This is a genomic window from Yimella sp. cx-51, assembly GCF_017654605.1.
Taxonomy (GTDB): domain Bacteria; phylum Actinomycetota; class Actinomycetes; order Actinomycetales; family Dermatophilaceae; genus Yimella.
Genome location: NZ_CP072113.1, coordinates 583,676 through 608,598, shown reverse-complemented (window position 1 = coordinate 608,598; position 24,923 = coordinate 583,676). Strand labels below are relative to the sequence as shown.

The following is a 24,923-nucleotide window of genomic DNA, read 5'->3' as shown; positions in this document are numbered from 1 at the left end:
TGCTGGGTAACTTGAATGTGAAGAGCGTGAAGCGCCCGTGGGCCCGCCCAGTGGTGCTAGGCCAGCGGCGTCGCCAGCTCGCGGTAGATGATGCCGCTGGCTCCGTTCAACGTGTCGCGTCCGTAGTAGAAACCGCCCGGCGCACGCGAGAGCATCGCCATTTGGTAATCACGACCAAAACCCTTCACGTGCCCGATCGAGTTGAGTCGGTAGCCGCCCGTGCGCGGACCCCAGCCGTTCTTCAGTTCAAGGTTTACGAAGCCCTTGTAGCCGGGCAGCACCACGCCCCAGATCTGCGACTGCGTGACGTGCGACATCCACGATCGGACGAAGGTGCGCTCGGCTGGCGTGAGCACCGGCGTCCCGTTGACCAGGTAGGTCTCGAGCTTCAGCCAGTCCCAGGCGGTAGTGGTCGAGTAGCCCCACCAGGTGGCGGTGCCCGCTGCTCCCCCACCGCGGACCGTGGTCGCAGTGAGCCCCATCAGGCGGGCGACCCGCTGCACATTCGCCAGCCCCACCTGCGCCAGCAGCGAGTCGGTCGCGGCGTTGTCGCTGTAATCCATCATGCGCCCGATCTGGTAGCGCTGACTCTCGGTGATGGGTCGCCGCTGCTCCCGCCACACCCGCAACAATGCACACAGAATGAGCACCTTGACCGTGCTGAGCGTCTCGTTCTGGAAGTTGTTGTAGGTGTAGTACTTACCAGACCTGTTGTCCCACAAGGCGATACCAACGGTGCCGCCCCGGGCGTTGAGATAAGCCGACAGCTGCGAGGTGAGCCGCGAGGCCGTCACCGCTTCAGCCGCAGGGGCGCTCGCCACCCCGAGCACCGGCACTGCCGCAACACCCAGCGCACCCAGAACTACCTGCCGACGGTTGACCTGCCCACATTCGCGCACGCTCCTGAAACTACCCGGCACCGAGCACGAAGAACACCTGTTCAGCGAAGCTGTTGAGTACTACGATGAGTAGTACTCAACTCGTGAAAGAGGGCCTGTCATGACCGACGACACGTTCCAGCCGGGCGAGATCAGCGATCTGGAGTGCGTGGAATTCCTGCGCAGCCAGGAGCTCGGCCGCCTCGCCTTCCACCTGCTCGGGGAGGTGCACATCGTCCCGATCAATTACGCCCTCGACTCCGACGGCCGCATCATCTTCCGCACCGCCGAGGGCAGCAAACTCCTTGCCGTCACGATGAATGACGATGTCGCGTTCGAGGTCGACGAACTGGACGGCGAGCGTGCCACGAGCGTGGTCGTACGCGGCCGGGCCCAGGTGCTCGAGGGCGAAGCGGCGTACGTGGCCGACACCGTGCCGCTGCGACCTTGGCTCGACACACCGAAGTTCAACGTCGTGGCGATCGTGCCCTCCGAAACGACCGGTCGACGCTTCCAGATGCACCGGCCCTGGAAGTCGATGCGCCCCAGCTGATCGAGCTGCGGCGCAGGCCTCGCGGTGTCGCTACTCTGCAGGGGGCCGAACCTCCACCAGGAAGCGACACCGCGATGAAGCGTCTCCTTGCCAGCAGCGCCGTGATGGCATTCTCCGCGGTGGTTCTCGCCGCTCCGGCACCCAGCCAGGCGCTCATGCCTGCGGCCGTCACCCGCACCCCGGCGGGCAATTTCCATCCTGTCTCTCCGCAGCGTGTGGTCGACACCCGAAGTGCCGGTGGCATGGTGCACGCCGGGCAGGTGGTGACCGTGCCGGTGACCGGTCAGGGCGCCATCCCGGCGGGCGGCGTCCAGGCCGTCGTCGTCAACCTCACGGCGGTTGATCCCGCCAGCAGCGGTTGGTTCACCGCGTACCCGTTCGGCGGCACCGTCCCGCAGACCTCCACGCTCAACTTCCGCAGCGCCCGCACCGGCGCGGTGACCGCGACCATCCCGGTCGGCGCCGACGGCAAGATCGCAGTGCGGGGTGGGCGGGGTTCGGCCAATCTGCTGGTCGACGTCATCGGGTGGTACTCCTCTGCGACGTCCACTGCGACGGGCGGCACCCTGCTCAACCCCCAGGATCCGTACCGGTCGATCGACACCCGCGCAGGGGGCGGCGCAATCCCGGTCGGACGCACCGCGATCAACGAGTTCAGCTTCTACGACGGCAGCGGTTCGCGCCTGAAAGCGGTGGTCGCCAACATCACCGCGATCCCGACGTCCGGCAGCGGCGGCTATCTCACCGCGTGGAGTGGTGAGGGCACGCGTCCGGGCACCTCGACGCTCAACTACGCACCGGGTGAGGTGTCGCCCAACACCACGACGATCCCCGTTGTCTACAACCGCACCGATGCCCTGGGCAACAGCTGGTACCGCTACGCGATCACCCCGGGCGGGCACGGTTCGGTGAATGTCATCGTCGACATCGCCGGCTACTACACCACGGCCGCGGACGGCGTCGGGGCCGTCTTCGTGCCGCTCAGCCCGACCCGGCTGGCCGACACCCGCACGGGCGCCGGTGGTGTCAGCGGCAAGCGCGGCACCAACAGCACCACCAATCTGCTGCTGCCGAGCACGCTGGTGAGCCTGAGCCGCACGCAGGCCTTCGCCGGAAATCTCACCGCCACCGGCGCGACGAAGAGCACCTACCAGACGATCTGGTCAGGCACCGCGCCCACCGACAGCAGCACCACCAATGTCGAACCCGGCTACGACCGCGCCAACGGCGCCCTCGTGCTGACCATGCTGAACGACAACGCCACCCGGCTCCGCTACGCCGTCTTCAACCGGACGGCCTCTGCCGATTTCGTCGTCGACATCACCGGACGCTTCGACACCTCCCCCGATCAGCCGGCTGCCGCACCCAAGAAGTCGGCCAAGCGCATCGTCTCGAGCCGCACCTACCTCGTGCCCGCCAAGGGCTCCTCGGGTGACCGCTCAGAGTGAGACATTGGCGCCCATGATCACGGTGCGCTCCTCCGGCAGCCGGAAATACTGCACCGGGGTGGCGGCGTTGTGGGCCAGCCCGATGAAGATTCGCTTGCGCCACTTCGGCATCGACTTGTCGTTCGACTGCTGAATGCTGATGCGCGACAGGAAGTAGGTGACATCGCCGGCGTCGAACTCGACGCCGCTCTCCCGTGCCTGCTCCAGCGCCGAGGGGACGTCCTGGTCGTCCTGGAAGCCGAACTTCACCGTGAGGTGGGTGACATGGTCGTAGGGGTCGCCGAGATCGTCGATGGTCACGCGCTCCTCGAGCGGCACGTGCGGGACGTTCGCCGAGACGGTCGACACGATGAGCACGTTCTCGTGGATCACGTGGTTGAAGCTGGCGTTCTCACGCAAAGCCAGCGGCGCGGTCTGTTTGGTCGGGTGCAGGAAGACAGCCGTGCCCGGGACGCGCATCAGCGGGTCGGTGTGCAACCGGTCGAGGAAGGGCAGCAGCGGACCTTCGAGGGCGTTGCGACGGTCGGTCACGATCTGCTGCCCGCGACGCCAGGTGAACATCACCACCGCGACACACGAAGCGATGAGCAACGGCAGCCAGCCGCCGTGCGCGACCTTGGTGAGGTTGGCGCTGACGTAGACCAGTTCGAGGGGCGCGAACAACAACGCCAGGAGCACGATCTTCCAGCGCGGCCATTTCCAGCGGGTGCTTGCCAACAGCAGCACCATGATCGTGGTGATGATGAACATGCTGGTGACCGCGACACCGTAGGCGGCCGCCAGCCGCTCCGATGACTTGAAGGACAGCATCAGCACCACGACTCCGCCAAAAAGCAGCCAGTTGATCGCCGGCACGTAGATCTGACCACCCTCGTGTTCAGAGGTCTGTCGAACCGTCAATCGAGGCAGATAGCCAAGTCGTTCAGCCTGCCTGGACATCGAGAAGGCACCGGAGATGACCGCCTGCGAGGCAATCGTCGTGGCCATCGTGGCGAGCACGACCAACGGCAGGGTCGCCCAGGTCGGGGCGAGATGGAAGAAGGGACTGTCGATCTTGGTGGGGTCTTTGCTGAGCATCGCTGCCTGCCCCAGATAGTTGGTGACCAGGCAGGGCATCACCAGGAAGAACCACGCCCGGCTGATCGGCGGACGTCCGAAGTGGCCCATGTCGGCGTAGAGCGATTCGGCGCCGGTGATGGCCAGGACGACTGCACCCATGGCCACGAAGGCAATGAACGGGTCGTCGGCGATGAAGGCCACTGCATAGCTCGGCGAGAGTCCGCGCAGGATGCTCGGCGTCTGGGCGATGTGCGGGATGCCCAGCACGGCCAGAGTGACGAACCAGAGCACCATGATCGGACCGAAGGCTCGGCCGATGATCGCGGTGCCGAAGCGCTGCGCGGCGAACAGCGCGGTGATGATGACCACCGAGATGGGCAGCACCCAGTCGTGCACCTGCGGCGCCGCGATTTGCACACCCTCGACCGCCGACAGCACCGAGATCGCCGGAGTGATGACGCTGTCGCCATAGAAGAGCGCCGCCCCGATCACGCCAAGGACAACAACGGTGCGGAAGCGCCTACCACCGGGTTTCACCGCTCGCCGGGTCAGGTGTGACAACGCCATGACACCGCCTTCACCGTCATTGTCGGCTCGCAACACGAAGACGATGTACTTGACGCTCACGATGCCGGTGATCGACCAGAAGATGAGCGAGATGATGCCGAGGATGTGCGGCAGCGTCGGCTTCACATCTCCGTGATCGATGTTGAAAACCGTCTGCATGGCGTACAGCGGGCTGGTGCCGATGTCACCGAAGGCCACTCCCAGGGCTCCGACGACGAGCCCGAGGGCACCGGCTCGCTTTCCGGCCCCTGCACCTGAGTGATGTGCGTTCACTCGCGACATTGTGCTCCTGCACCACCGCTGTGCGCAGGTCAGGGACGGCTACATTAGTAGCGGCACTCCTGGATGCCACAAGGGCCGCCCGATCAACAGATCGGGCGGCCCTTGTCGTTCAGGAACTAGGTCAGGCCACTCAGGCGCGCAGGTAAGCGGTGGGAGTTGCGTAGATCGGCTGGAGCCGAACGACGGTGCCCGGACGCGGAGCGGCGATCATCTGGCCGGGGCCGACGTAGATGCCGATGTGTGTCGCCGGCGAGCCGAAGACGACCAGGTCGCCCGGCTGCGGGTTGCTGACGTGACGCATCGCGGCCGCCTGGGCGGTGGCGGTGCGCGGGATGGAGATGCCGGCCTGGGCGTAGACGTACTGGGTCAGGCCCGAGCAGTCGAAGCCACCGGGCGTCGTGCCGCCCCAGACGTAGGGCACGCCGAGGTAACGCTGAGCGATGGCCACGATGCCGCTGGCCGACGACGGCGCCGAAGGCGTTGTCGTGGTGGTCGAGCGCGGCGCAGTGCTGGTGGTCGAGCCGCCGGTGAAGCCCGAGCGCTGGCTCGTGGTGGCGGTGCTGCGGGTCGTGGTCGCCGGACGCTGTGCGGAACGCGAGGTGGCGCGCTCAGCGGCACGCGAGGGTGCCTGCGAGGCGCGGGTCTCGGCCTGTGCCGGACGCTGGGCCTGCGCCGACAGCGACTTGGCGAACACGACATTCAGGTGCGGACGAGCAGCGACCGAGGTCAGCGCGGTAGCTGCCGGGTTGGCCGGCTTGGCGGCCTTTGCCTGCGCAGCAGCGGCAGGCTGGGCGAAAGTGGCAGTGCCCGTTGCCGAGGCGCTCGAAGCACCGGCGGTGGCGGCGATTCCACCGGCCGCTGCGATCGCGGCGGTCGCCTGCATCGAGCGGGTCATGCTGGTGGACAGCTTCCCGGCGGCGCGGTGGCGACCCCGGGATCGGTTGAAGAACGACACGTGAAATACCTCTCCTGCGCCTACGAGGTGAGCTGTCGGGCTCGGAGGGAGGTCCTCCGGTCACTTGGCGCGCGTGTCTCCCGAGCGGCACGTGCAGTGACTTAGCCCCAAGGACGATTCCACTGGAATCGCCCGGAATTGGGTCCCCCGCTCCTGCCCGGCGGTGTTCATCGATCCACCTGGCGGACAGGACTCGGCAACACCAGGCGGGGCCGTCCGGGTCGGACGACCGCAGACACCGTACACAAAAGAGCCCCGAAGATCACAAGCCGGTAACAGCGACTGTGGACAAACTCACTCTCCGCGCGAGAGTTGTGGGGACCGCTCAGGCGTCGACGAAGACGTGGCCCGCGATGTCCAGCGGCAAGGAGATCTTGGCGTCCTCGTCGCCGCTGTGCACCAGCACCCGGTCACCTTCACGAACGGCGGTGACGGAGGCTCCGGGCACGACGCCGGCGCCGGTCAGCACCGCCAGGGTGTCTTGTTCGGCCTGCGCAGGTTCGCCGATCCGCCGCACGGTGTGCACCGACTCCTGGTCGGCCACGACAGTGGCCAACGGAACCACGCCGTCGCGGAACTTGATGCTGCTGGCTTCCAGGCCGAGCTCGTCAAGGCCGGGAATCGGGTTGCCGAACGGCGACAGCTCGGTCTCGCTCAACATGCCGAGGATCTTGCGCTCTACCCGGTCGCTCATGACGTGCTCCCAGCGGCACGCCTCGTCGTGGACATATTCGAGCTCAAGCCCGAGGACGTCGACCAGCAGTCGCTCGGCGATGCGGTGCTTGCGCATCACACGCGTGGCGAGCAGACGCCCTTCGGCGGTGAGCTCGAGATGACGATCGCCGGCGAGCGTCAGCAGTCCGTCGCGCTCCATGCGGGCGACCGTCTGCGACACCGTGGGACCGGAATGACCGAGCCGCTCGGCGATGCGCGCACGCAACGGCACGATGCCTTCTTCCTCAAGGTCGAAGATCGTGCGCAAGTACATCTCGGTGGTATCGATCAGGTCGCTCACGCCCTCAAGCCTGCCACCCGCTGCCGACAACTGGGCCATTGGCATCGGAACTGGCCAGGAACGGCCCACCTAGCGGACAAGCATCCGCCCTCCAGCACCAGCGCATATTCGTGCCGGACCCGCTACCCAGCTGCACCGCCGGCACGAACGCGGCTGCTCGTCGCAGACGCGGCCCTTCTTCGCGGACGCGGCAGTTGCAGCTACCGCGTCTGCGAGCGTCCGCCGCGTCTGTCAATGGAAGGGCCGCGTTTGTGCGAGCAGGCCACAGAGCGTGCCCGAGAGAATGAGGACGGCCGGCACGCCAAGGGGTGCGCACCGGCCGTCGCGCCCGCGGAGCGGGCGCAAGGACGAAGATCCAAGGGGTAGATCTTCGTCTGCGGTTATTTCTACAGCATCGAGGGCCCACACGGAAACAGCCCGTGGGCTCCGGCTTCCACCGGCGTGTGCTGGACGATGCACACTCCCACGGGCTGCGGCGATTGCGTTGGTTTCCGCTACCCCCGCCAAAGGCGAAAGGCCGCCACGTCCGATGGTCTGCCACTACGGCGGACCGAACGGATTGCGCTAGCGCGCAACCACCTCACGCGTCCGAGTAGAAATCATGAGTCGGACCACCTCCTTTCTCGTGTACCCACGAGATTAGGACGGCGTTCCGGCCGAGGCAACGGATTAAAATTTGTCGAGTTCGGTCAGGGCTGGAGACGCTCGATCGCCCACACGCCGTCGGTCGAGAGATCACCGTCGCCGGTGCGTCGGTAGACCAGCCGATCGTGCAGTCTCGATCTGCGCCCGGCCCACAACTCCACCCGCTCGCAGTCGACCACGAAGCCGCCCCATCCGTCCGGCAGCGGCACATCGTCCTCGCGGCCGGTGTCGGGCCACCGTTGTTCGAGTTCGGCGACCCGTTGCTCCAGTTCGGCCCGGGAGGCCAGCGGACGCGACTGCGCGGACGCCCACGCGCCCACCCTGCTGGCCCAAGGGCGCGACCCGAAGTAGCGCTCGACGGTGTCGCGATCGAGTTGCCGCGCCGTGCCTTCGAAGCGGATCGCGCGGAACATCGACTGCCAGGTGAGTGTCGCTGCGATGTGCGGATTCGACTGCAGTTCAACGGCTTTGCGCGACTCGAGGTTGGTGAAGAATCCCGGACCGGCGGGCTCGAGGTAGCGCATGAGCACCACGCGCAGGCTCGGGCGAGCATCGGCGTCCACGGTTGCCACGGCGATCGCGTCCGGCTCGGGCACGTCACCCTGCTCTCGATTTCGAGCGCGGGCCTGGTCGACCCACTCCCGCACGATCGGCCAGGGCGCAGCCGGCAACCCTGTTTCATCGAGGCTTTCGCCCGCGTAGTCCCAACGTTCGATCGGTTCCATGAGCCCAAACTACGCCGGTGCACAATCGTGGGGTGAGCGATGCCGTGAAGATCCCCACCGACCTGCTCCCCGCCGACGGACGCTTCGGCAGCGGGCCCTCCAAGGTGCGCACCGATCAGTTGGATGCGCTTGTGGCACAGGGTCGTTCGGTGATCGGCACCAGCCACCGCCAGGCACCCGTGCTCAACCTGGTGCGCAGCGTGCAGGAACGCCTCGCGGCTCTCTACTCGCTGCCTGATGGGTATGAGGTGGTGCTCGGCCTGGGCGGTTCGACCTCGTTCTGGGATGTCGCCGCCTGCAGTCTGGTGCGCGCGAAATCGCAGCACGCGATCTTCGGCGAGTTCAGCTCCAAGTTCGCCGCCGTCGTCCAGCGCGCACCATTCCTGGACGAGCCGCTGGTGCGCTCGGTCGCACCGGGCGGCGTCGCCGATCTCGAACCGGTCGACGGCGTCGATCTCTACGCCACTGCGCACAACGAGACCTCGACCGGAGCCTCGATCCAGGTGCAACGCGTGCACGCCGACGCCCTGACGGTCGTCGACGGCACCTCGGCGGCCGGCGGCATGTCACTGGACGTCAGCCAATGCGACGCGTACTACTTCGCGCCGCAGAAGTCGTTCGCCTCGGACGGCGGGCTCTGGCTCGCGTTGCTCTCCCCCGCCGCGATCGAACGAGCCGGCGAGGTGACCAGCGACGCTTCACGCTGGGTGCCTGACACCCTCAATCTGCAGTTGGCGATCGACAACTCGCGCAAGCACCAGACGCTCAACACTCCGGCGCTTGCGACGCTCGTCATGCTGGACGAACAGCTCGGCTGGATGCTTGACCAGGGCGGCCTGGCGTGGTGCGACGAGCGCACCCGCGACAGCAGCTCGCGCTTGTACGACTGGGCCGAGGCGTCCTCGTACGCGTCACCGTTCATCACTGACTCGATGAACCGTTCGCAGGTGGTCGGCACGATCGACTTCACCGAGTCGGTCGATGCTGCCGCGGTGGCAAAGTCTCTGCGCGTCAACGGAATCGTCGACACCGAGCCCTATCGCAAGCTCGGCCGCAATCAACTACGTATCGGCATGTACCCCGCGGTCGCGCCCGACGATGTCAGCGCACTGACCCGCTGCATCGATTACGTCATCGACGCGCAGATCGGTTGAGCCCGGCTCGCCCATACCTCTGAGTCACATGTTTGACTGAGGCCTCGTGGCCTCCAACCTGAACCTCACTCGCCAGGAATGCGCCGCTCGCGGCGACCAACTCGACGTGCGCAGCTACCGCGTGGCGCTCGACCTCACCGGCGCACCCGATGACGCCAAGACCTTCCGTTCGGAGACGACGGTCGTCTTCGACTCGACCGGCGACTCCACCTGGCTCGATCTTGTGGCCGACTACGTCGAAGAGATCACGATCAACGGCGAGACGGTTGCGCCCTTCTCCTACGACGGTGCACGAGTCTTGTTGCACGACTTGACGATTGGCTCCAACATCGTGACCGTCGTCGCGCACTGCTACTACAGCCGCACCGGTGAGGGCCTGCACCGGTTCACCGACCCCGAGGACGACTCGACCTATCTCTACACCCACTGCGAGCCGACCGACGCCCGCCGGGTGTTCGCCTGCTTCGAGCAGCCCGACCTCAAGGGCGAGTTCACCTTCGAGGTCACCGCGCCGACCGGCTGGGTGGTGCGCTCCAACCAGCCTGAGGTGCAGGCAAGCGCGAGGGGTGAGCACAGCGTGCATACCTTCGCGCCCACGCCTCCGCTGTCGACCTACCTGATCGCACTCATCGCGGGCCCGTACGCATCGGTGGAGGACGAATGGAGCGTCGAACGCGCCGACGGCACCACCCAACGGATCGCGCTGACTGCGCTCTGTCGGCGCGGCATGCGCGAGCACCTGGAGCACGAGGAGATCTTCGAGATCACCAAGGCCGGGTTCAGCTTCTACGACAGCGCCTTCGGCTATCCCTTCCCGTGGGGTCTTGACCCGAAGGACGACGCGGGCCACCAGGTCGCGAAGTACGACCAGGTGTTCGTGCCGGAGTACAACATCGGCGCCATGGAGAACCCCGGCCTGGTGACCTTCAAGGAGAGCTATCTCTTCCGCGGCGGCGCCACAGCCATCCAGCGCACGTCCCGGTCGGAGGTGATACTGCACGAGATGGCGCACATGTGGTTCGGCGACCTGGTGACGCCGAAGTGGTGGGACGACCTGTGGTTGAAGGAGTCGTTCGCCGACCTCATGGGCTACCAGGTCAGCCAGGAGCAGACCCGTTTCGACCAGGCGTGGTTGCAGTTCGCGACCAGCCGCAAGCTGTGGGCCTACGCCCATGACCAGTTGCCGACGACGCACCCGGTGATCGCCCGGATCGACGATCTGGAAGCGGCGCGGCAGAACTTCGACGGCATCACCTACGCCAAGGGCGCCTCCGTGCTGCGCCAGCTACAGGCCATCGTCGGCACGGACGCCTTCTTCGCGGGATCGCGTGATTACTTCCGCGACCACGCCTTCGGTGCGGCGACCTTCAACGACCTGCTCACCGCGCTGCAGCCGCACACCGAGCACGACCTGCACGCGTGGGCCGATCTGTGGCTGCGCACCACCACCCCGACCGAGCTCACTGCGCATGTGTCACGCGGAGAGGACGGCAGCATCACCGAACTCGTTGTGCGCCAGGCCTGCACCGATCGCATCACCGGCGAGGAGGTCGTCCGGCCGCATGCCTTCCGTGTTGCGGGCTACATGGTGGACGGTGACCGCCTGACGCGCTTCTTCGCGGCGGAGCTCACCCTCACCGGGACCCAGGCCGAACTGACCGAGGCGCTCGGCAAGCGAGCCGACCTGGTCGTGCTCAACTCCGGCGACCTCACCTACGCCATCTGCCGCCTCGACGACCACTCGCGCGAAACCGCCGCGAAGTACGCGTCCACCATCGAGGACGACCTCGACCGCGGCGCAGTGTGGACCGCGCTGTGGAACCTCACCCGCGATGGCATCGTGCCCGCTGCGGAGTTCGTCGCGGCATTCAGCTCGCAGGCTCCGACCGAACCCAACTCGATGCTGCTGCGCATCTTCGCCGGGCAGCTCAAGACAGCGATCGGGCGCTACCTGCCCGCCAACGAGCGTCCGCAGGCGTGGACGCAGGTCGCGCAGCTCGCCGATGCTGCGCTGTCCTCGGCGCCCGCTGGCTCGGACCTGCAACGCACCTGGGCAGAGATCACCGCCGAGCTCGGTGCACACACCGACGCGACGACGCAGTCGATGCGCGGACTGGCTGGTGGCACCACGCCGGACGGCCTGGAGCTCACCGACGAGCTGCGCTGGCAGCTGGCCACTGCGCTCGTGCGACGCGGCGTCTGGCACGAGAGCGACGTCGATGCAGTCTTGGCGCAGGACGACACCCTCATCGGACGCACTCATGCCCTCACCGCACGGGCCGCCGCACCGGCGCACGCCGGGCAGACGTGGCGCCGACTGGTGGAGGACGACCTCACCAACGACGAGCAGCGCGCGTTGCTGGCCGGCTGGGCGCTCACCGGCTCGGGCGTCGAATTCAGCAGCGACTACCTGGGCTTGCTCGACACCGTCTGGACCGACCGGGCGCAAACCATGGCCCAGCGTCTGGTGATCGAACTCTTCCCGACGATCGATGACAACGAGGCCGGTCGCGAGGCACTCGCCGCGGTGCAGCGTTGGTACGACGAGCACCCGCAGGCACCGGCAGCGCTGCGCCGGGTGGTGCTGGAGCAGATCGACCAAGCGCAGCGAGCGCTCCGCGCCCAGCGAGCCCAGAAGGACTGATCGGACGCCGAAACCCGGTAACCGAACGAAGGAGGATCACCCGCGCTGTTGCACGGGTGATCCTCCTTCTGAGTGTGCGGGGCTACTCAGCCGACGAACTGCGCGACGATCGCGACGATCAGCATGCCGAGCAGCACCCCGACCACGAGCAGGCGGCGCGAGTGAGGTGTCATCAGCGCACCTGCTCGGGAGTCAGGGCGTCGGCGGCCTGGCGAGCCGACACGACCTCGAGATGCCAGGGGTGCCGCTCAAGGGTGACCGTGAGTTCATCGGTGCGCATGACATAAAGAATCGCAGCACCGGTGGCGAGGCCCACAGCGAGGCTCCCGACCAGGATCGTCCATCGGGCTCCGTAGGCCGAACCGATCCACCCGATCATCGGGGCGCCCAGCGGCGTGCCACCGAGGAAGATCGCCATGTAGAGCGCCATCACGCGTCCGCGCATCTGCGGGGTCACGGCGAGTTGGACCGCTGAGTTGGCGGTGGTCACGACGGTGAGTGCGCACCAGCCGGTCGGAATCAACATCAGGCCGAACACCCAGAACGACGGCGCGAGGGCAGCGGCGGTCGAGAAGACGGTGAAGCCGATCAGCGCGGTGAACAGCACCCGCAGTCGAGGACGCGGACGCCGGGCGGTCATCAGCGCCGCCGACAACGAGCCGATCGCCATCACCGAGCCGAGAACACCGTACTCACTGGCGCCCTTGTGGAAGACGGAGGTCGACATCAGCGCGATGGTGATCTGGAAGTTCATGCCGAAGGTGCCGAGCATGAACACAATGAACATCAGCAGCTTGATGTCGCTGCGTCCACGCACATAGGCCAGCCCCTCTCGCACGCCGCCGCGACCCTTGCCGCGCGGTGGACGGGTGAGCTCGCCACCACGCATGCTGGCCAGCGCAAAGAGGACGGTCACGAAGCTGATTGCGTTGACGGCCAACGTGATACCCGTGCCGACGGCCGCGATCAGCAGACCGGCGACGGCCGGCCCGATGAGACGCGCACCGTTGAAGGACGCACTGTTGAGCCCTACCGCGTTCGACAGCTTGTCTGGCGGCACCATCTCGGAGACGAAGGCCTGACGGGTGGGGTTGTCGAGCGCGGTGGCAACTCCTTGCAGGCCGGCCAGCACGTACACGTGCCACAACTGCGCCGAGTCGGTGATCACCAGCGCGGCCAGGATCGCCGCCGTGAGCGCCAGCGAGGTCTGCGAGAGCACCAGGAGGCGACGCTTGTCGAAGCGATCGGCGAAGGCTCCGGCCAGCGGGGCCAGCAGGACGACTGGCGCGAACTGCAGACCGGTGACGATGCCGAGTGCGGTCGCGTCGTGATCGGTGAGTTCGGTGAGCACCAGCCAGTCCTGGGCCACCCGCCCCATCCAGGTGCCGATGTTGGAGATCAGGGCACCTGCGGCGTACACCCGGTAGTTGTAGATCGAGAGCGAGGCGAAGGTGGGGCTCATCGCGCCACCACCTTGTCGAGGATCCTCGTCGCCTCGGCCAGCACGTCGCATTCCTGCTCGGTGAGCGCCGAGATCCGCTCGTTCATCCAGGCCGCCCGCGACGCCCTGGTGCGGTCGACGGCGTCCCGCCCGGAGCTGGTGAGTTCCACCCACACCCGGCGACGATCGTCCTGGTCAGCACGACGCTGCACCAGACCGTCGGCGGCCAACCCATCGATCGTTCGAGTCATCGACGGCCTACTGACACATTCGGCATCGGCAAGCGCGCCGATCGTCGACGGCTCCTCACGCAGCCAACGCAGCACCGAGAACTGATGTGGCGCAACGTCCTCGACGTTCTCGAAACGGGTGCGACGGCTGATCCGCATGCAGACCATGCGTAGCTGTTCGGCCATCGTGCGGCGTTCGTCCGGGGTCATTCGAGTGGGTTCGCCTCCTGGGCATCACTGGTCGCAATAGTTAGCTCAACTCAATAGATTAGCTAAATATTCCCCGTGGGCGCCACTCCTCCGGACTTCGGATGCCTCCCCTGGTGGCGGCGGAACATCCACGCAGCGCATACCGTTGCCCCCGACGCATAGCTCCCTCACAGCCTCGGGCCAGCAACGACCCAGGCCGGGTGTCTTGAGTTGGGGCCGCAGACGACAAGTTCGATGATCAGGAGCGACGATGCCGGCAGATCGGCCGCACGACCCGTCCAACCCTTCGGGGTCCGACGCAGACATCACCGGACCCCTCCCCGCACCGGGAGAACGACCGCAGTACGGCGCTGGACAGCCCTCCGGCGGCGACCGGACGCGGGCCTTTGCCATGCCCGGAGCCACCGGTGCACCCGGCCCGGGTCAGCCCCCGAACGCGCCTCGCAACGACCCGTGGGCGACGCCGTCCGGCGGCCCGGCCCCGATGTACGCCGACCAGTCGTTCGCGCCGCCCGCCGCTTCGCCGCAGCGCCGCAACAGAAGTGCACCGTGGATTGCAGTGCCCGTCGCTGCCGTGCTGGCCGCGGGTCTTGCCAGCGGCACGACGTACGCGTTGACCGATCGCGACACGACCCCGAGTTCGTCGACCACCACCAAGGTCGTCCAGGCCAACCCGGCCGACTTCAAGGACGGCAGCGGGGTCAACTGGGCCGCGACCGCGAGCAAGGTGACCGACAGCGTCGTCTCGATCACGGTGGGGTCGGCAGAGGGATCCAGCGGTGGTGAAGGGTCTGGCGTCGTGCTCGACACCAAGGGCAACATCGTGACCAACAACCACGTCGCAGGGGCCGCCTCCGGCTCGCAGATCAATGTCACGTTGTCTAACAACCTCACCTACAAGGCCAAGCTCGTCGGGGCCGACCCCGCCACCGACCTCGCGGTGATCCGGCTGGAGAAGCCGCCGAACGGCCTCAAGCCGGTCGCACTTGGTGAGGACGCAGCGCTGCTGGTGGGCCAACCGGTGATGGCGATAGGCAACCCACTGGGTTACGCAGGCACCGTGACCACCGGCATCATCAGCGCGCTGAACCGGCCCGTCACGGCCGGCACCTCCAGTGGCTCCGGGAGCGCGACCACCAACGCGATCCAGACCAGTGCACCCATCAACCCGGGCAACTCCGGCGGGGCGCTCGTCAATGCCTCCGGCCAGCTGATCGGCATCAACTCCTCGATCGCCTCGTTGGGCGGCTCGTCCGGCTCGTCCCAGTCGGGCAACATCGGCATCGGCTTCGCCATCCCGGTGTCCGTCGTCAAGTCGATCACCTCGCAGCTGGTCAGCAAGGGCTCGGTCACCCACGCCCAACTCGGTGTGAAGGCGAGCACCGGCTCGGTGCAGATCGGCGACGCCTCGGAGACCGCCGCGAAGGTGGCCGAAGTCGTCCCGAATTCAGCGGCCGCCCGGGCCGGCGTGAAGGTGGGCGACGCGATCATCGCCGCGGACGGCCGCCCCATCGTCTCCTCCGAGGCACTGGTCGGATATGTGCGCGCCAAGACCGTCGGCGACAAGGTCGAACTCACCATCGTCCGTGACGGCGAGCAGAAGAAGATCATGGTCTCGCTGGGCAAGGCCGATTCATAACAACAGCTGTATGGGCGAGGCAGGCGACGATCGTGCGACGGCTCCGCGGCTGTGGATAACTTCTGAGCCGGTCGCGCTCGCTGACCTAATCTCCCTGCATCGTCCGCCGTCCGGGCGGGCCGAGAGGGAGGAAGACCAGTGGCCAATCCGGGTCAGTACACCGTCAATGCCGGCGACATCGCCCAGCACGCCAACGACGTACGCATCATCGCCGGACAGATCCAGGGCTCGATGGACACCATGCGGCGCAAACTCGAAGCGCTGCAGGGCACGTGGACCGGCGCCGCCGCCGGTCAGTACGCAACCCTGCACGCCGACTGGCAGCGCAATCAGGGAGCAGTGCGCACCACGCTCACCCAGATCGGACTCGCCCTCAATGGGGCGAGCCGTGCGTACTCCACCACCGAGACGGACGTCCGCAACTCCTTCACGCCCAAATAGGCGGCTGCTAGAGCTCGTGGTCGCCCGCCCAGCTCATCGCGCAGCGCGGGCGACCACGCCGAGCTGGTGCGACCGACGCTTCGCGAACGGGTGGAATTGGTGCTCGAGCGTTACGCCGAGCTCGAGAAGAGTGCCGCGTTCCTGCCTTTCGACGCCATCTTCTTGATGTTCGAAGGAACGCTCCTGCAATCGGCGCGTTCCGCCGTCGCCGGAGACGAGGACGCTGCGATGGATCACATCGAAAACGCTTGTCGACTCCTGATGGTGGCGACCGTCCCCGGCTGATCGGCAACACATTCAAAGAGCTGGGCCCCAACCGGATGATCCGATCGGGGCCCAGCTCTTGTTGTTCGGCGCTTCGTCAGAAGAAGCCCTCTAGCTTCTTCCTTGTGCCAACCTGCGGCCAGCGGCACCACTCCTACGTCGCGGCACCGCCAACCTACGGTCGACCCTTCATCAGGAACGAAACCCTCTGGCTTCTTCCGCGTGCCAACCTGCGGCCGGCGGCACCACTCCTACGTCGCGGCACCGCCAACCTACGGTCGACCCTTCATCAGGAACGAAACCCTCTGGCTTCTTCCGCGTGCCAACCTGCGGCCGGCGGCACCACTCCTACGTCGCGGCACCGCCAACCTACGGTCGACCCTTCATCAGGAACGAAACCCTCTGGCTTCTTGCTCGTGCCAACCTGCGGCCGGCGGCACCACTCCTTCGTCGCGGCACCGCCAACCTACGGTCGACCCTTCGTCAGAAGCCCATACCGCCCATGTCGTCGCCACCCGGCATAGCCGGCGCAGCCTTCTCCGGCTTGTCGGCGATGACGGCCTCGGTGGTGAGGAAGAGCGCCGCGATCGAGGCTGCATTCTGCAGCGCCGAACGGGTGACCTTGGCCGGGTCGATGATGCCGGCCTTCACCATGTCGACGTACTCACCGTTGGCGGCGTTCAGACCCTCACCTGCGGGCAGGCTGCGCACCTTCTCCACCACGACACCCGGCTCGAGACCGGCGTTGGCGGCGATCTGCTTCAGCGGAGCCTCGGCAGCAACCTTGACGATGTTGGCGCCAGTGGCCTCGTCGCCGAGGTCCAGCTTGAGGCTGTCGAAAGCGTCCTTGGATGCCTGCAGCAGAGCCACGCCACCACCGGCGACGATGCCCTCCTCGACGGCAGCCTTGGCGTTGCGCACGGCGTCCTCGATGCGGTGCTTGCGCTCCTTGAGCTCGACCTCGGTGGCCGCACCGACCTTGATGACCGCAACGCCGCCGGCCAGCTTGGCCAGGCGCTCCTGCAGCTTCTCGCGGTCGTAGTCGGAGTCGGAGTTGTCGATCTCGGCGCGGATCTGCTTGACGCGACCGGCGATCTGCTCGGCGTCGCCGGCACCCTCGACGATGGTGGTCTCGTCCTTGGTGACGACCACCTTGCGGGCGCGGCCCAGCATGTCGAGTTCGGCGGTCTCCAGCTTGAGGCCGACCTCCTCGGAGATGACCTGGCCACCGGTGAGGATGGCGATGTCGCCCAGCATGGCCTTGCGACGGTCACCGAAGCCAGGAGCCTTGACGGCGACCGACTTGAAGGTGCCGCGGATCTTGTTGACCACCAGGGTCGACAGCGCTTCGCCCTCGACGTCCTCGGCGATGATCACCAGCGGCTTGCCCGACTGCATGACCTTTTCCAGCAGCGGCAGGAGGTCCTTGATCGAGGAGATCTTGGAGTTGACGATGAGGATGTAGGGGTCTTCGAAGACCGCCTCCATGCGCTCGGTGTCGGTGACGAAGTAGCCGGAGATGTAGCCCTTGTCGAAGCGCATACCCTCGGTGAGCTCGAGCTCCAGGCCGAAGGTGTTGCTCTCCTCGACGGTGATGACGCCTTCCTTGCCGACCTTGTCCATGGCCTCGGCGATCAGCTCACCGACCTGCGGGTCAGCAGCGGAGATGGACGCGGTAGCAGCGATCTGCTCCTTGGTCTCGATCTCCTTGGCGTGGCTGAGCAGCTGCTCCGACACGGCCGCGACAGCGGTCTCGATGCCGCGCTTGAGCGCCATCGGGTTGGCACCGGCTGCGACATTGCGCAGACCCTCGCGCACCATGGCCTGGGCCAGGACGGTCGCGGTGGTCGTGCCGTCACCGGCGACGTCGTCGGTCTTCTTGGCGACCTCCTTGACCAGCTCGGCGCCGATCTTCTCGTAGGGGTCCTCGAGCTCGATCTCCTTGGCGATGGACACACCGTCGTTGGTGATCGTGGGGGCGCCCCACTTCTTCTCCAGGACGACATTGCGACCCTTGGGGCCGAGCGTGACCTTGACGGCGTCGGCGAGGACGTTCATTCCCCGCTCGAGGCCGCGACGGGCCTCTTCATCGAAGGCAATCAACTTTGCCATGTGGTGGTTCCTCCCACACATTGCGTATTCGAGTTGGTCGCACGACGCCCGCGACGGACGAACCACACCGCACGCGAACCTACGTCGTCCGCGTGGTGGGGCCCTCGTCGTACAACCACTTGCTTGTCACTCTCATGGTGAGAGTGCTAACGCCATTATTGGCACTCTCACCATGAGAGTGCAAACGAACTCAGCCCTGGAAATCGAAGTGGTACGACTCGCCCCAGGTGCCGTACGGGAACGGGTTGCCGAACCCGTACTTCTCGGAGTTGGCCAGCAGCCATCGGTTGCCCGGCTGACCCCAGTCGAAGGTGCTCCAGCCGTCGGTTCTCCTGGAAGTCGATCGAGATGCCGAAGCCGTGCGGGGATGTCCCCGGAGTCGCTGCCCGAGGTGAGCCGAACTTGTTGAACCAGTACCACTGCTCGGCCAGCGGGCGGTAAGTCAGATCGATCCTGGCGTACCGACCGAAGTGGGCTCGGTAGGCGCCCTGCAGCAGGTCGAGTTGTTTGAGCGCGTAGCAGTTCAGGTACCGCTGGGTCAGCGGGGTGCACCCCGGGTCGAAGCGCCACGAAGCCGCGGGTGAACTTCTGCTGCCAGCCGACGCTGCCGCCCTCGTAGATGTAGAACTCGTTCGCCAACGGCCAGCCGGTGAAGTTGAGTCCCTTGTCGCGCACCTCGACGTACGGGTGGCCTTCACCACCGCACTCTTGTTGTCGTGCACCAGGATTCGCGCGGTCTCGCGCAGCGCCGAGTTGCCGGAGAAGGACTGTGTGGTGCCGGTGATGCCGTGACCGGTGGTGGAGGTCGGCATGCCCATCGGCCAGCCCACCCCGTCCAGCCCAGATCTGCCGTCGAAGGCGGCCTTGTCCCGAGCGAGCACCACCGGCCAGGTGCCGTGCCCGGACGCGTAGAGCGCGCCCCGCTCGAAGGCTTGACTCCAGCCCGTCCGGCCGGACGCGGTGGCCTGCACCTCGGCGGCTACCGGCGCACCGACCTCTGTCAGCAGAGCACCCCACGCTTTGATGTGCGACCCGACGGTGAAGCCGGTCGCCTACGCGGGCGCAGCAGCGCCGAGAATCGCAATGCCGGTCGTGAACGTGAGTGCAAGCGTTGCAAGCTTCACCTTGGTCTTCACAGCAGTCGTTGTGGGCAAATCGTTCTCCTCACCGCAAAGGGTGCTCGGCCAATAAGGCTCTGTCGATGGGTTGGGGCGCGCAGGAAAGGCAGCTTGGGCATTCGGTATTCGTGCCCGATGTGGTTCGGCCCGGCCGCGAATGAGCGGCCTGGCCGAGACGATCACTTGCGGTATTCGACCTTGGAGTCGATACCAACACCGGCAACCTTGCCAGCGTCGACGACCAGCACCTGGGTTGCGCCCGCGGGCACCGTCACTGACGTGCCGGTGGAAGCTCCCACGACCCAGCCGCCGCCGATGAACAGCACCTTGGCGCCTGCCGGCACTGCGAACGACTGCCCTGTGCCGACAGCGGCGATGACGCCCGAGCCGGTGATCTGTGCGCTCGTTGCGTTGACCTTGCCGGCACTGATCTTGACCGTGACCGGCGCCCACGGCACGTTGTCGATGAACATCGTGGGCGACTGCACGGGCGCCACCGTGGTGGTGTTGCTGGGAGCCATCTTCGGCGCCATGGCGGACAGTGCCGGGATACCCGCAGACGCTCCGGTATTGGCGATGGGCCGGCGTACTCCGATGATCCTGTTGTACCCCGAGGTATACGAAACCGGGTACACCTCCACCATGTTCTTCGTGACCGATTTGCCATTGATCAATACGGTCGCCTGCGTTGCCTGCACAGCCTGGCCGTTGCCGATGTAAAGGGCGACGTGGCGGGAACGAAGGACGCCGTTCTCGGTGTCGCCGTAGAAGACCCAGTCGCCGACGCGTAGCTCCGAGGAGTTCACCCGCTGCAGTTCGGTGGAGTGGAACATCTTGTTGCTGAGGTCCGAAGCGGCGTAGACGTCGTACCAGTTGGAGACCTGGGTGAACTTCACCCCGGCGGCGCGAGCGGCCTGGAGCATCAGGCCCGAGCAGTCGAATCCGACCGGGTTGCCCGAGTTGCCCGTTCCGCCCCACATGTACGGCTTGCCGATCTGAGCCTTGGCGTAGTTGACCATGGCCTGGATCCGCTGCTGTGCGTTGGCATTGGTCGGAACGTCGGACCACTTGGACCACGTCGACGTACTGAACGGCATGCCCGTTTTCAAAGCATTCCAGGTGGCGGTGTCAATCACCGCGGTGTTCGGTAGCCCCTTGCGCACCTTGAAAGATTTCAGCGCGCTCTGCGTCGCAGGTCCGAGTTTCGTGGTGACGCTCGGACTCATCCGAAGCGCCCGCTGCGCGAAGTACACTGCCGTGCCGTTGTAGCCCGAAAAGAGGGTGTAGCCAGCGCCCGCAGCCGGCTGTGCCTGGGTGGGCTGCGCGTTGGTCGAAACCGGGCACCAGCGGTCGTCGGCCCCGAAAAGTCCGGCCTTGGTGAAGTGTTGGGTCCAATAGCCACATCTGGTGAGCCACTGATACGTGCTCGTCGGCCAGCCATTGACCGCAACGTCCCCGGTGGCAACGAAACGCTTGTAGAGGTCGCCCTGCACGTGGTACGGGGTAGGCGTGTCCTTGATGAGCGACACCAAGCCCCGCGTGAACTTCTGCTGCCACCCGACCTGACCGCCGACGAAGTGGTACACCTCGTTCTCCAGCGGCCATCCGGTGAAGTTCAAACCCTTGTCACGCACCTCGACGTACGGGTGGCCCTTCACCACAGCGATGCCGCCGGTATGAGCGAGGATGCGGCCGGTCTCGCGCATGGTCGGGTAGATCGAGAACGACTGCGTGGTGCCGGTGATGCCGTCACCGCTTGTGAGGGCGGGCGAGCTGGTGGGCCAACCGACTCCGGCGATGGCGCCACGGCCGACGAATACGGCCTTGGCGTCGTTGAACACCGGGTAGGTGCCGAAGCTGGAGGCGTACAGCGTGCCGTTCTCGAAGGTCTGCGTCCAACCGGTCTGACCGGCAGCGGTGACTTCCTGCTCGTGCGCAAGCGGAGCGCCCATCTGGGCCAGCAGCACTGGGTCAGTGGTGGTGAAGTGAGCGCCGACCGCGGCGCCTTCGGCCTGAGCGGGCGCTGACAGACCGGTTGAGATGACAACTGCTGCGAGTGTGGCGAGCGCAACCTTCTTGGCGCGCGAATGGATAGCGATGTGGCTCATGCCCCTTGTACCTTCCCCCGGAGACGCAGCCGAATCGTGCTGCAATCTCCACCCTTGAACGCTTGCAACATGGCACACGGTCAGTGTGCCGTACGGCCACACCTGAACGGCTGCCCACGGATTCGCAGAAACTCATCCCACCTACAAGGGTGACCTCGGGCACACCAGCCAGGGGCTGCCTCAGCGGTCGATCAGCCGAAGTGCCTCTCGCCGGCTCAGCCCCGAAAGCCGTGCCTCGTGCTCAGCAACGAAATCACGCACCCACTCCGGGTCGACCTTGGAGTACTCGCGCAACGACCATCCGATCGCCTTGCGCATCCAGAAAGTGGTGACGCCCAGATTGGGGACGATGAGCTCACCGAGCAGCGCCGGGTCGGTGTCAGCCTTGAGGCTCAGTTGTGACTGTACGGCGACTCGGCGGATCCAGAGTTCGGGGTCGCGCGACCACTGCCGCATCACCGGTTCGATCGTGCCTCGGTGCGCGTCGAGCAACGGTGCGATCAGGTGACTGGCGGTCTCGTCGCAGACATCCCACCAGCATCCGGCGCGGACGAGGTGTTCGTAGAGCGGCAGCGACTTCAGGTCGGTGCGCCACACCTTGTAGTAGCGATGCCGCGCCACGGCGAGCGCGGCGTACCAGTGCTCGCGGTGCGATGCCTCGTCCCAGAGCGTACGAATGGCCCGTTGCCACTCGGCTACTTCGGCCAGTCGGTGCTCGGAAAGCGGCTGCTTGAGAAGTGCGCGCAACGCGGACGCGCTGATGCCGTAGTAGGGCATCGACGACTTCATGTACTTCTGTTGTGCGGCAGCCCGCTCGGGATCGCCTGCATCTGCCAGAGCAGCTCGCACGGCCGCGACGAGCTGCGCGGCGTCCGCACTCATTCGATCGGGTGCGCGAGGTCGAGCACTTCGGCGCCGGGCAGTACAGCAAGCTCCGCACCGGTGATGAGCAGCTTCGACCCACGCACTCCCCCGCCGATCACCAGTTCACCGGATGCGGCGACGGCGGTGTCGATGAGGATCGGCCAGTCGTCCGGCAGTCCGACCGGCGTGATGCCGCCCGAGGTCATGCCGGTCTGCTGCTGGGTGTGCTCCTGATCGGCGAAGCTGATCTTGCGGGCGTCCAGGTGCTTGCGGATCGTCTTGTTGACGTCGGCTCGGTGGGTGGCCAGCACCATGACCGCGGCGTAGGTGGTGCGTTCGCCGCGGCGGGCTTCGACAACCACGCAGTTGGCCGACGCTGCCGGGTCGACGTCGTAGGCCGCGCAGAACGCAGCGGTGTCGGCGAGCGTCTCGTCGATCGGTGTGACCAGCAGTCCGTCCACTCCGGCCGCGATCACCGGCGGCGCGACCAGGTCTGAGTGGTCGGCGAGGGGCTGCCAGTCGAGGTTTCCGCGGGCTGAGGGCATGGTCGCCTTTCGGGTCTACGGGCGGGGCCCACCGACGCGTCATGCGCGGTGGCGGAACGAGTGCATGCAAGATACGACAGCAACGAGGCGATCGAGGTCGGATCATCGCGACGCGGCCGCACCATCTCAACTGCCAGGACGTCGCCAGTGGAGTGCACATCGCGAGGGTGTAAGCCGTCCCGCTGCACGTACCGGCAGGCGGCGACGTGGGCGAGAAGTGCCTCGGTTGGCGCTTCGGCGCTCGCCGGTAGGCCACTGAGTGCACCTGGCGCACCTGCGACTAGCTTGGCGGTCAGAGCCCACCTGAACGAACGCACCTCTGCGAAGGAGAACACCCATGAAGGGTCTGTCCGGCAAGACCGCCATCGTCACCGGAGCCAGCCGCGGCATCGGCCTGGCCATCGCTGCGCGCCTGGTGGATGAAGGCGCCAACGTCGTCATCACCGCGCGCGGCGAGGAAGCCTTGCAGCAAGCGGTCGCCCAACTCGGTGAGCGGGCGTCCTTCGTAGCGGGCAAGGCCGACGATGCCGCGCACCGCGAAGAAGTGGTGCGGACGACGCTGGAGAAGCACGGCAGCGTCGACATCCTGGTCAACAACACCGGCATCAACCCTGTCTACGGCAAGTTGATCGACGTCGACCCCGAGGTCTCGCGCAAGATCTTCGAGGTCAACATCATCTCGGCGCTGGAGTGGGTCAAGCTCGTGTACGCCGCAGGTATGAAGGAGAGCGGCGGCTCGATCGTCAACGTCGCCTCGGTGGCCGGCCTGCGTCCGGCACCCGGCATCGCGATGTACGGCGTGAGCAAGGCGGCGGTCGTCCACCTCACCGAGGAACTCGCCGTCGAGCTCGGACCGAAGATCCGTGTCAACGCCGTCGCCCCGGCCGTGGTGAAGACGAAGTTCGCCGAGGCGCTGTACGCCGGCCGCGAAGAACAGGTCTCGGCGCCCTACCCGCTCAAGCGCCTGGGCGAGCCGGACGACATCGGCAGCGTCGTGGCCTTCCTCGCTTCGGACGACTCGAGCTGGATGACCGGGCAGACCATCACCGTCGACGGCGGCGTCCTGCTCGCCGGTGGGATCTGATCGTCTGATCGACGCTTCGTCGGGCGTGGACGGCAGCGGAAGCGCACTTCGCCGAGCCTCGCCACCAATCAATAACGCGGCGGTTGTTCGCGGACGCGGTAGTTACAACTAGCGCATCTGCGGACAACCGCCGCGTTTGTGGATGTAAGGGCCGCGTCTGCTCAGTTGTCGAAACCGAAGCGGCGGGCGTTGCGCTGCCGCATACGACTCGCGCGGAGCCGGCGAAGTCGCTTGACCAGCAGCGGGTCGGCCTTAAGCGCGACGGGATTGTCGATCAGCGCGTTGAGCGCCTGGTAGTAGGCGGTTGAGCTCATCCCCAGACGCTCGCGGATCGCGTCCTCCTTGGAACCCTGCGCGCGAAACCAGTCGCGCTCGAGCTCGAGGATGCGCTGATCCCGCTCCGACAGCTGTGCACCGATCGGTGCGGCAGCCTCCTGTGCGGCGCTCATCGATGACCCTTCCGTCAAACTTCGGTGCTTCGGTGCGCGGCAAACCCCAAGGCGGGACGCCGACCGAGTCCGATACTACGAGTCGAATCACATCGTTGTCATTCTCTCGCGCGTCGCTGTGACTCGTGTGAAAACTGAGACAAACGAGATCGTCCGAGGTTCCCGCTCCCCCAGAAACGCGGCGGCTCCAGCACCAAACGCGGCGCCTCCTCGCAGGCGCGGCGGTTGCAGCTACCGCGTTTGCGAACAAAGGTCGCGTTTGCGCCGAACGCGGCACCACACGTGCCGACAGCTCCGAGGTTCCCGCTCCCCCAGAAACGCGGCGGCTCCAGCGCCAAACGCGGCGCCTCCTCGCAGGCGCGGCGGTTGCAGCTACCGCGTTTGCGAACAAAGGTCGCGTTTGCGCCGAACGCGGCACGACACGTGCCGACAGCTCCGAGGTTCCCGCCCACACACAAACGCGGCGGTTCCAGCGCCAAACGCGGCGCCTCCT

21 protein-coding genes and 1 riboswitch are annotated in these 24,923 nt (G+C 66.4%); of the genes, 8 read left to right on the top strand and 13 right to left on the bottom strand.

All coding sequences use genetic code 11. The features are described from left to right. Positions 1-56: 56 nt before the first annotated feature. Entirely contained in the window at positions 57-899 is an 843-nt protein-coding gene (locus J5M86_RS02920) for a serine hydrolase (protein ID WP_188059595.1), read from the bottom strand. Positions 900-999: 100 nt separating this feature from the next. Here J5M86_RS02920 and J5M86_RS02915 point away from each other — a divergent pair, with 100 nt between their 5' ends. Beyond that, positions 1,000-1,431, top strand: a complete 432-nt coding sequence (locus J5M86_RS02915; protein WP_188059596.1) for a pyridoxamine 5'-phosphate oxidase family protein — start codon at positions 1,000-1,002, stop codon at positions 1,429-1,431. Positions 1,432-1,505: 74 nt separating this feature from the next. Then, complete coding sequence (locus J5M86_RS02910; protein WP_188059597.1) at positions 1,506-2,879, top strand: hypothetical protein; 1,374 nt, start codon at positions 1,506-1,508, stop codon at positions 2,877-2,879. On the opposite strand, the gene J5M86_RS02905 is transcribed toward J5M86_RS02910, so the two are convergent. From J5M86_RS02905 to pdxH, 4 genes are all read right to left on the bottom strand, one after another. Beyond that, positions 2,871-4,787, bottom strand: coding sequence for a potassium transporter Kup (locus tag J5M86_RS02905; RefSeq protein WP_188059598.1), 1,917 nt, complete (start codon positions 4,785-4,787; stop codon positions 2,871-2,873). The two genes, J5M86_RS02910 and J5M86_RS02905, sit on opposite strands and share 9 nt — an antisense overlap. 130 nt (positions 4,788-4,917) lie before the next feature. After that, a complete protein-coding gene (locus J5M86_RS02900; protein ID WP_188059599.1) occupies positions 4,918-5,682 on the bottom strand; it encodes a C40 family peptidase in 765 nt (254 codons plus the stop codon). Between the two features lie 64 nt (positions 5,683-5,746). Beyond that, positions 5,747-5,918: riboswitch (cyclic di-AMP (ydaO/yuaA leader) on the bottom strand. A gap of 149 nt (positions 5,919-6,067) precedes the next feature. After that, positions 6,068-6,757: a metal-dependent transcriptional regulator gene (locus tag J5M86_RS02895; RefSeq protein WP_188059600.1), complete on the bottom strand. Its 690-nt coding sequence runs from the start codon at positions 6,755-6,757 to the stop codon at positions 6,068-6,070. Positions 6,758-7,446: 689 nt separating this feature from the next. Next, the gene (gene pdxH, locus J5M86_RS02890) at positions 7,447-8,127 is read right to left on the bottom strand and encodes a pyridoxamine 5'-phosphate oxidase (protein WP_188059601.1); all 681 of its coding nucleotides are present in this window, start codon (positions 8,125-8,127) and stop codon (positions 7,447-7,449) included. A gap of 32 nt (positions 8,128-8,159) precedes the next feature. Here pdxH and serC point away from each other — a divergent pair, with 32 nt between their 5' ends. Then, positions 8,160-9,281, top strand: coding sequence for a phosphoserine transaminase (gene serC, locus J5M86_RS02885; RefSeq protein WP_188059602.1), 1,122 nt, complete (start codon positions 8,160-8,162; stop codon positions 9,279-9,281). 46 nt (positions 9,282-9,327) lie between these two features. Then, positions 9,328-11,925 carry an aminopeptidase N gene (pepN, locus tag J5M86_RS02880; RefSeq protein WP_188059603.1) on the top strand — a complete coding sequence of 866 codons (2,598 nt, stop codon included), beginning with the start codon at positions 9,328-9,330 and terminating at the stop codon, positions 11,923-11,925. Positions 11,926-12,097: 172 nt separating this feature from the next. Here the strand turns inward: pepN and J5M86_RS02875 are convergent, their stop codons facing one another. Continuing rightward, the gene (locus J5M86_RS02875) at positions 12,098-13,387 is read right to left on the bottom strand and encodes an MFS transporter (protein ID WP_188059604.1); all 1,290 of its coding nucleotides are present in this window, start codon (positions 13,385-13,387) and stop codon (positions 12,098-12,100) included. Beyond that, a complete protein-coding gene (locus J5M86_RS02870; RefSeq protein ID WP_188059605.1) occupies positions 13,384-13,806 on the bottom strand; it encodes a MarR family winged helix-turn-helix transcriptional regulator in 423 nt (140 codons plus the stop codon). The genes J5M86_RS02875 and J5M86_RS02870 overlap by 4 nt, the downstream gene beginning before the upstream one ends. Before the next feature lie 250 nt (positions 13,807-14,056). Here J5M86_RS02870 and J5M86_RS02865 point away from each other — a divergent pair, with 250 nt between their 5' ends. The 3 genes from J5M86_RS02865 (at position 14,057) to J5M86_RS02855 (ending at position 16,171) form a co-directional block, all read left to right on the top strand. Continuing rightward, positions 14,057-15,445 carry a S1C family serine protease gene (locus tag J5M86_RS02865; protein WP_188059606.1) on the top strand — a complete coding sequence of 463 codons (1,389 nt, stop codon included), beginning with the start codon at positions 14,057-14,059 and terminating at the stop codon, positions 15,443-15,445. A 138-nt stretch (positions 15,446-15,583) separates the two neighbouring features. Beyond that, a complete protein-coding gene (locus J5M86_RS02860; protein ID WP_188059607.1) occupies positions 15,584-15,886 on the top strand; it encodes a WXG100 family type VII secretion target in 303 nt (100 codons plus the stop codon). A 66-nt stretch (positions 15,887-15,952) separates the two neighbouring features. Continuing rightward, a complete protein-coding gene (locus J5M86_RS02855) occupies positions 15,953-16,171 on the top strand; it encodes a hypothetical protein (protein ID WP_188059608.1) in 219 nt (72 codons plus the stop codon). A 462-nt stretch (positions 16,172-16,633) separates the two neighbouring features. Here J5M86_RS02855 and groL read toward each other — a convergent pair whose 3' ends face one another. The 5 genes from groL to J5M86_RS02830 all read right to left on the bottom strand — a co-directional run bounded on the left by groL (position 16,634) and on the right by J5M86_RS02830 (position 22,897). Further along, a complete protein-coding gene (groL, locus tag J5M86_RS02850; protein ID WP_188059609.1) occupies positions 16,634-18,262 on the bottom strand; it encodes a chaperonin GroEL in 1,629 nt (542 codons plus the stop codon). 167 nt (positions 18,263-18,429) lie between these two features. After that, positions 18,430-19,233: a hypothetical protein gene (locus tag J5M86_RS02845; RefSeq protein WP_188059610.1), complete on the bottom strand. Its 804-nt coding sequence runs from the start codon at positions 19,231-19,233 to the stop codon at positions 18,430-18,432. A gap of 326 nt (positions 19,234-19,559) precedes the next feature. Next, a complete protein-coding gene (locus tag J5M86_RS02840) occupies positions 19,560-21,488 on the bottom strand; it encodes a C40 family peptidase (protein WP_188059611.1) in 1,929 nt (642 codons plus the stop codon). Between the two features lie 180 nt (positions 21,489-21,668). Next, positions 21,669-22,370 carry a DNA alkylation repair protein gene (locus tag J5M86_RS02835; protein ID WP_188059612.1) on the bottom strand — a complete coding sequence of 234 codons (702 nt, stop codon included), beginning with the start codon at positions 22,368-22,370 and terminating at the stop codon, positions 21,669-21,671. Further along, positions 22,367-22,897, bottom strand: a complete 531-nt coding sequence (locus J5M86_RS02830; protein WP_188059613.1) for a YbaK/EbsC family protein — start codon at positions 22,895-22,897, stop codon at positions 22,367-22,369. Before J5M86_RS02830 ends, J5M86_RS02835 begins: the two co-directional genes overlap by 4 nt. A 337-nt stretch (positions 22,898-23,234) precedes the next feature. Here J5M86_RS02830 and J5M86_RS02825 point away from each other — a divergent pair, with 337 nt between their 5' ends. Next, entirely contained in the window at positions 23,235-23,981 is a 747-nt protein-coding gene (locus tag J5M86_RS02825) for an SDR family oxidoreductase (RefSeq protein ID WP_188059614.1), read from the top strand. Positions 23,982-24,142: 161 nt separating this feature from the next. On the opposite strand, the gene J5M86_RS02820 is transcribed toward J5M86_RS02825, so the two are convergent. Further along, on the bottom strand, positions 24,143-24,430 hold the full coding sequence (locus tag J5M86_RS02820) for a DUF3263 domain-containing protein (RefSeq protein ID WP_188059615.1): 288 nt from the start codon (positions 24,428-24,430) through the stop codon (positions 24,143-24,145). Positions 24,431-24,923: the final 493 nt, after the last annotated feature.

Bases quoted from the DNA above. Each gene is read 5' to 3' on its own strand.
- J5M86_RS02870 (WP_188059605.1), bottom strand. From the start codon at position 13,806: ATGACCCCGGACGAACGCCGCACGATGGCCGAACAGCTACGCATGGTC.
- J5M86_RS02905 (WP_188059598.1), bottom strand. From the start codon at position 4,787: ATGTCGCGAGTGAACGCACATCACTCAGGTGCAGGGGCCGGAAAGCGA.
- J5M86_RS02820 (WP_188059615.1), bottom strand. From the start codon at position 24,430: ATGAGCGCCGCACAGGAGGCTGCCGCACCGATCGGTGCACAGCTGTCG.
- J5M86_RS02840 (WP_188059611.1), bottom strand. From the start codon at position 21,488: ATGAGCCACATCGCTATCCATTCGCGCGCCAAGAAGGTTGCGCTCGCC.
- J5M86_RS02900 (WP_188059599.1), bottom strand. From the start codon at position 5,682: ATGACCCGCTCGATGCAGGCGACCGCCGCGATCGCAGCGGCCGGTGGA.
- pdxH (WP_188059601.1), bottom strand. From the start codon at position 8,127: ATGGAACCGATCGAACGTTGGGACTACGCGGGCGAAAGCCTCGATGAA.
- J5M86_RS02875 (WP_188059604.1), bottom strand. From the start codon at position 13,387: ATGAGCCCCACCTTCGCCTCGCTCTCGATCTACAACTACCGGGTGTAC.
- J5M86_RS02830 (WP_188059613.1), bottom strand. From the start codon at position 22,897: ATGCCCTCAGCCCGCGGAAACCTCGACTGGCAGCCCCTCGCCGACCAC.
- J5M86_RS02910 (WP_188059597.1), top strand. From the start codon at position 1,506: ATGAAGCGTCTCCTTGCCAGCAGCGCCGTGATGGCATTCTCCGCGGTG.
- J5M86_RS02825 (WP_188059614.1), top strand. From the start codon at position 23,235: ATGAAGGGTCTGTCCGGCAAGACCGCCATCGTCACCGGAGCCAGCCGC.
- J5M86_RS02835 (WP_188059612.1), bottom strand. From the start codon at position 22,370: ATGAGTGCGGACGCCGCGCAGCTCGTCGCGGCCGTGCGAGCTGCTCTG.
- groL (WP_188059609.1), bottom strand. From the start codon at position 18,262: ATGGCAAAGTTGATTGCCTTCGATGAAGAGGCCCGTCGCGGCCTCGAG.
- J5M86_RS02915 (WP_188059596.1), top strand. From the start codon at position 1,000: ATGACCGACGACACGTTCCAGCCGGGCGAGATCAGCGATCTGGAGTGC.
- J5M86_RS02865 (WP_188059606.1), top strand. From the start codon at position 14,057: ATGCCGGCAGATCGGCCGCACGACCCGTCCAACCCTTCGGGGTCCGAC.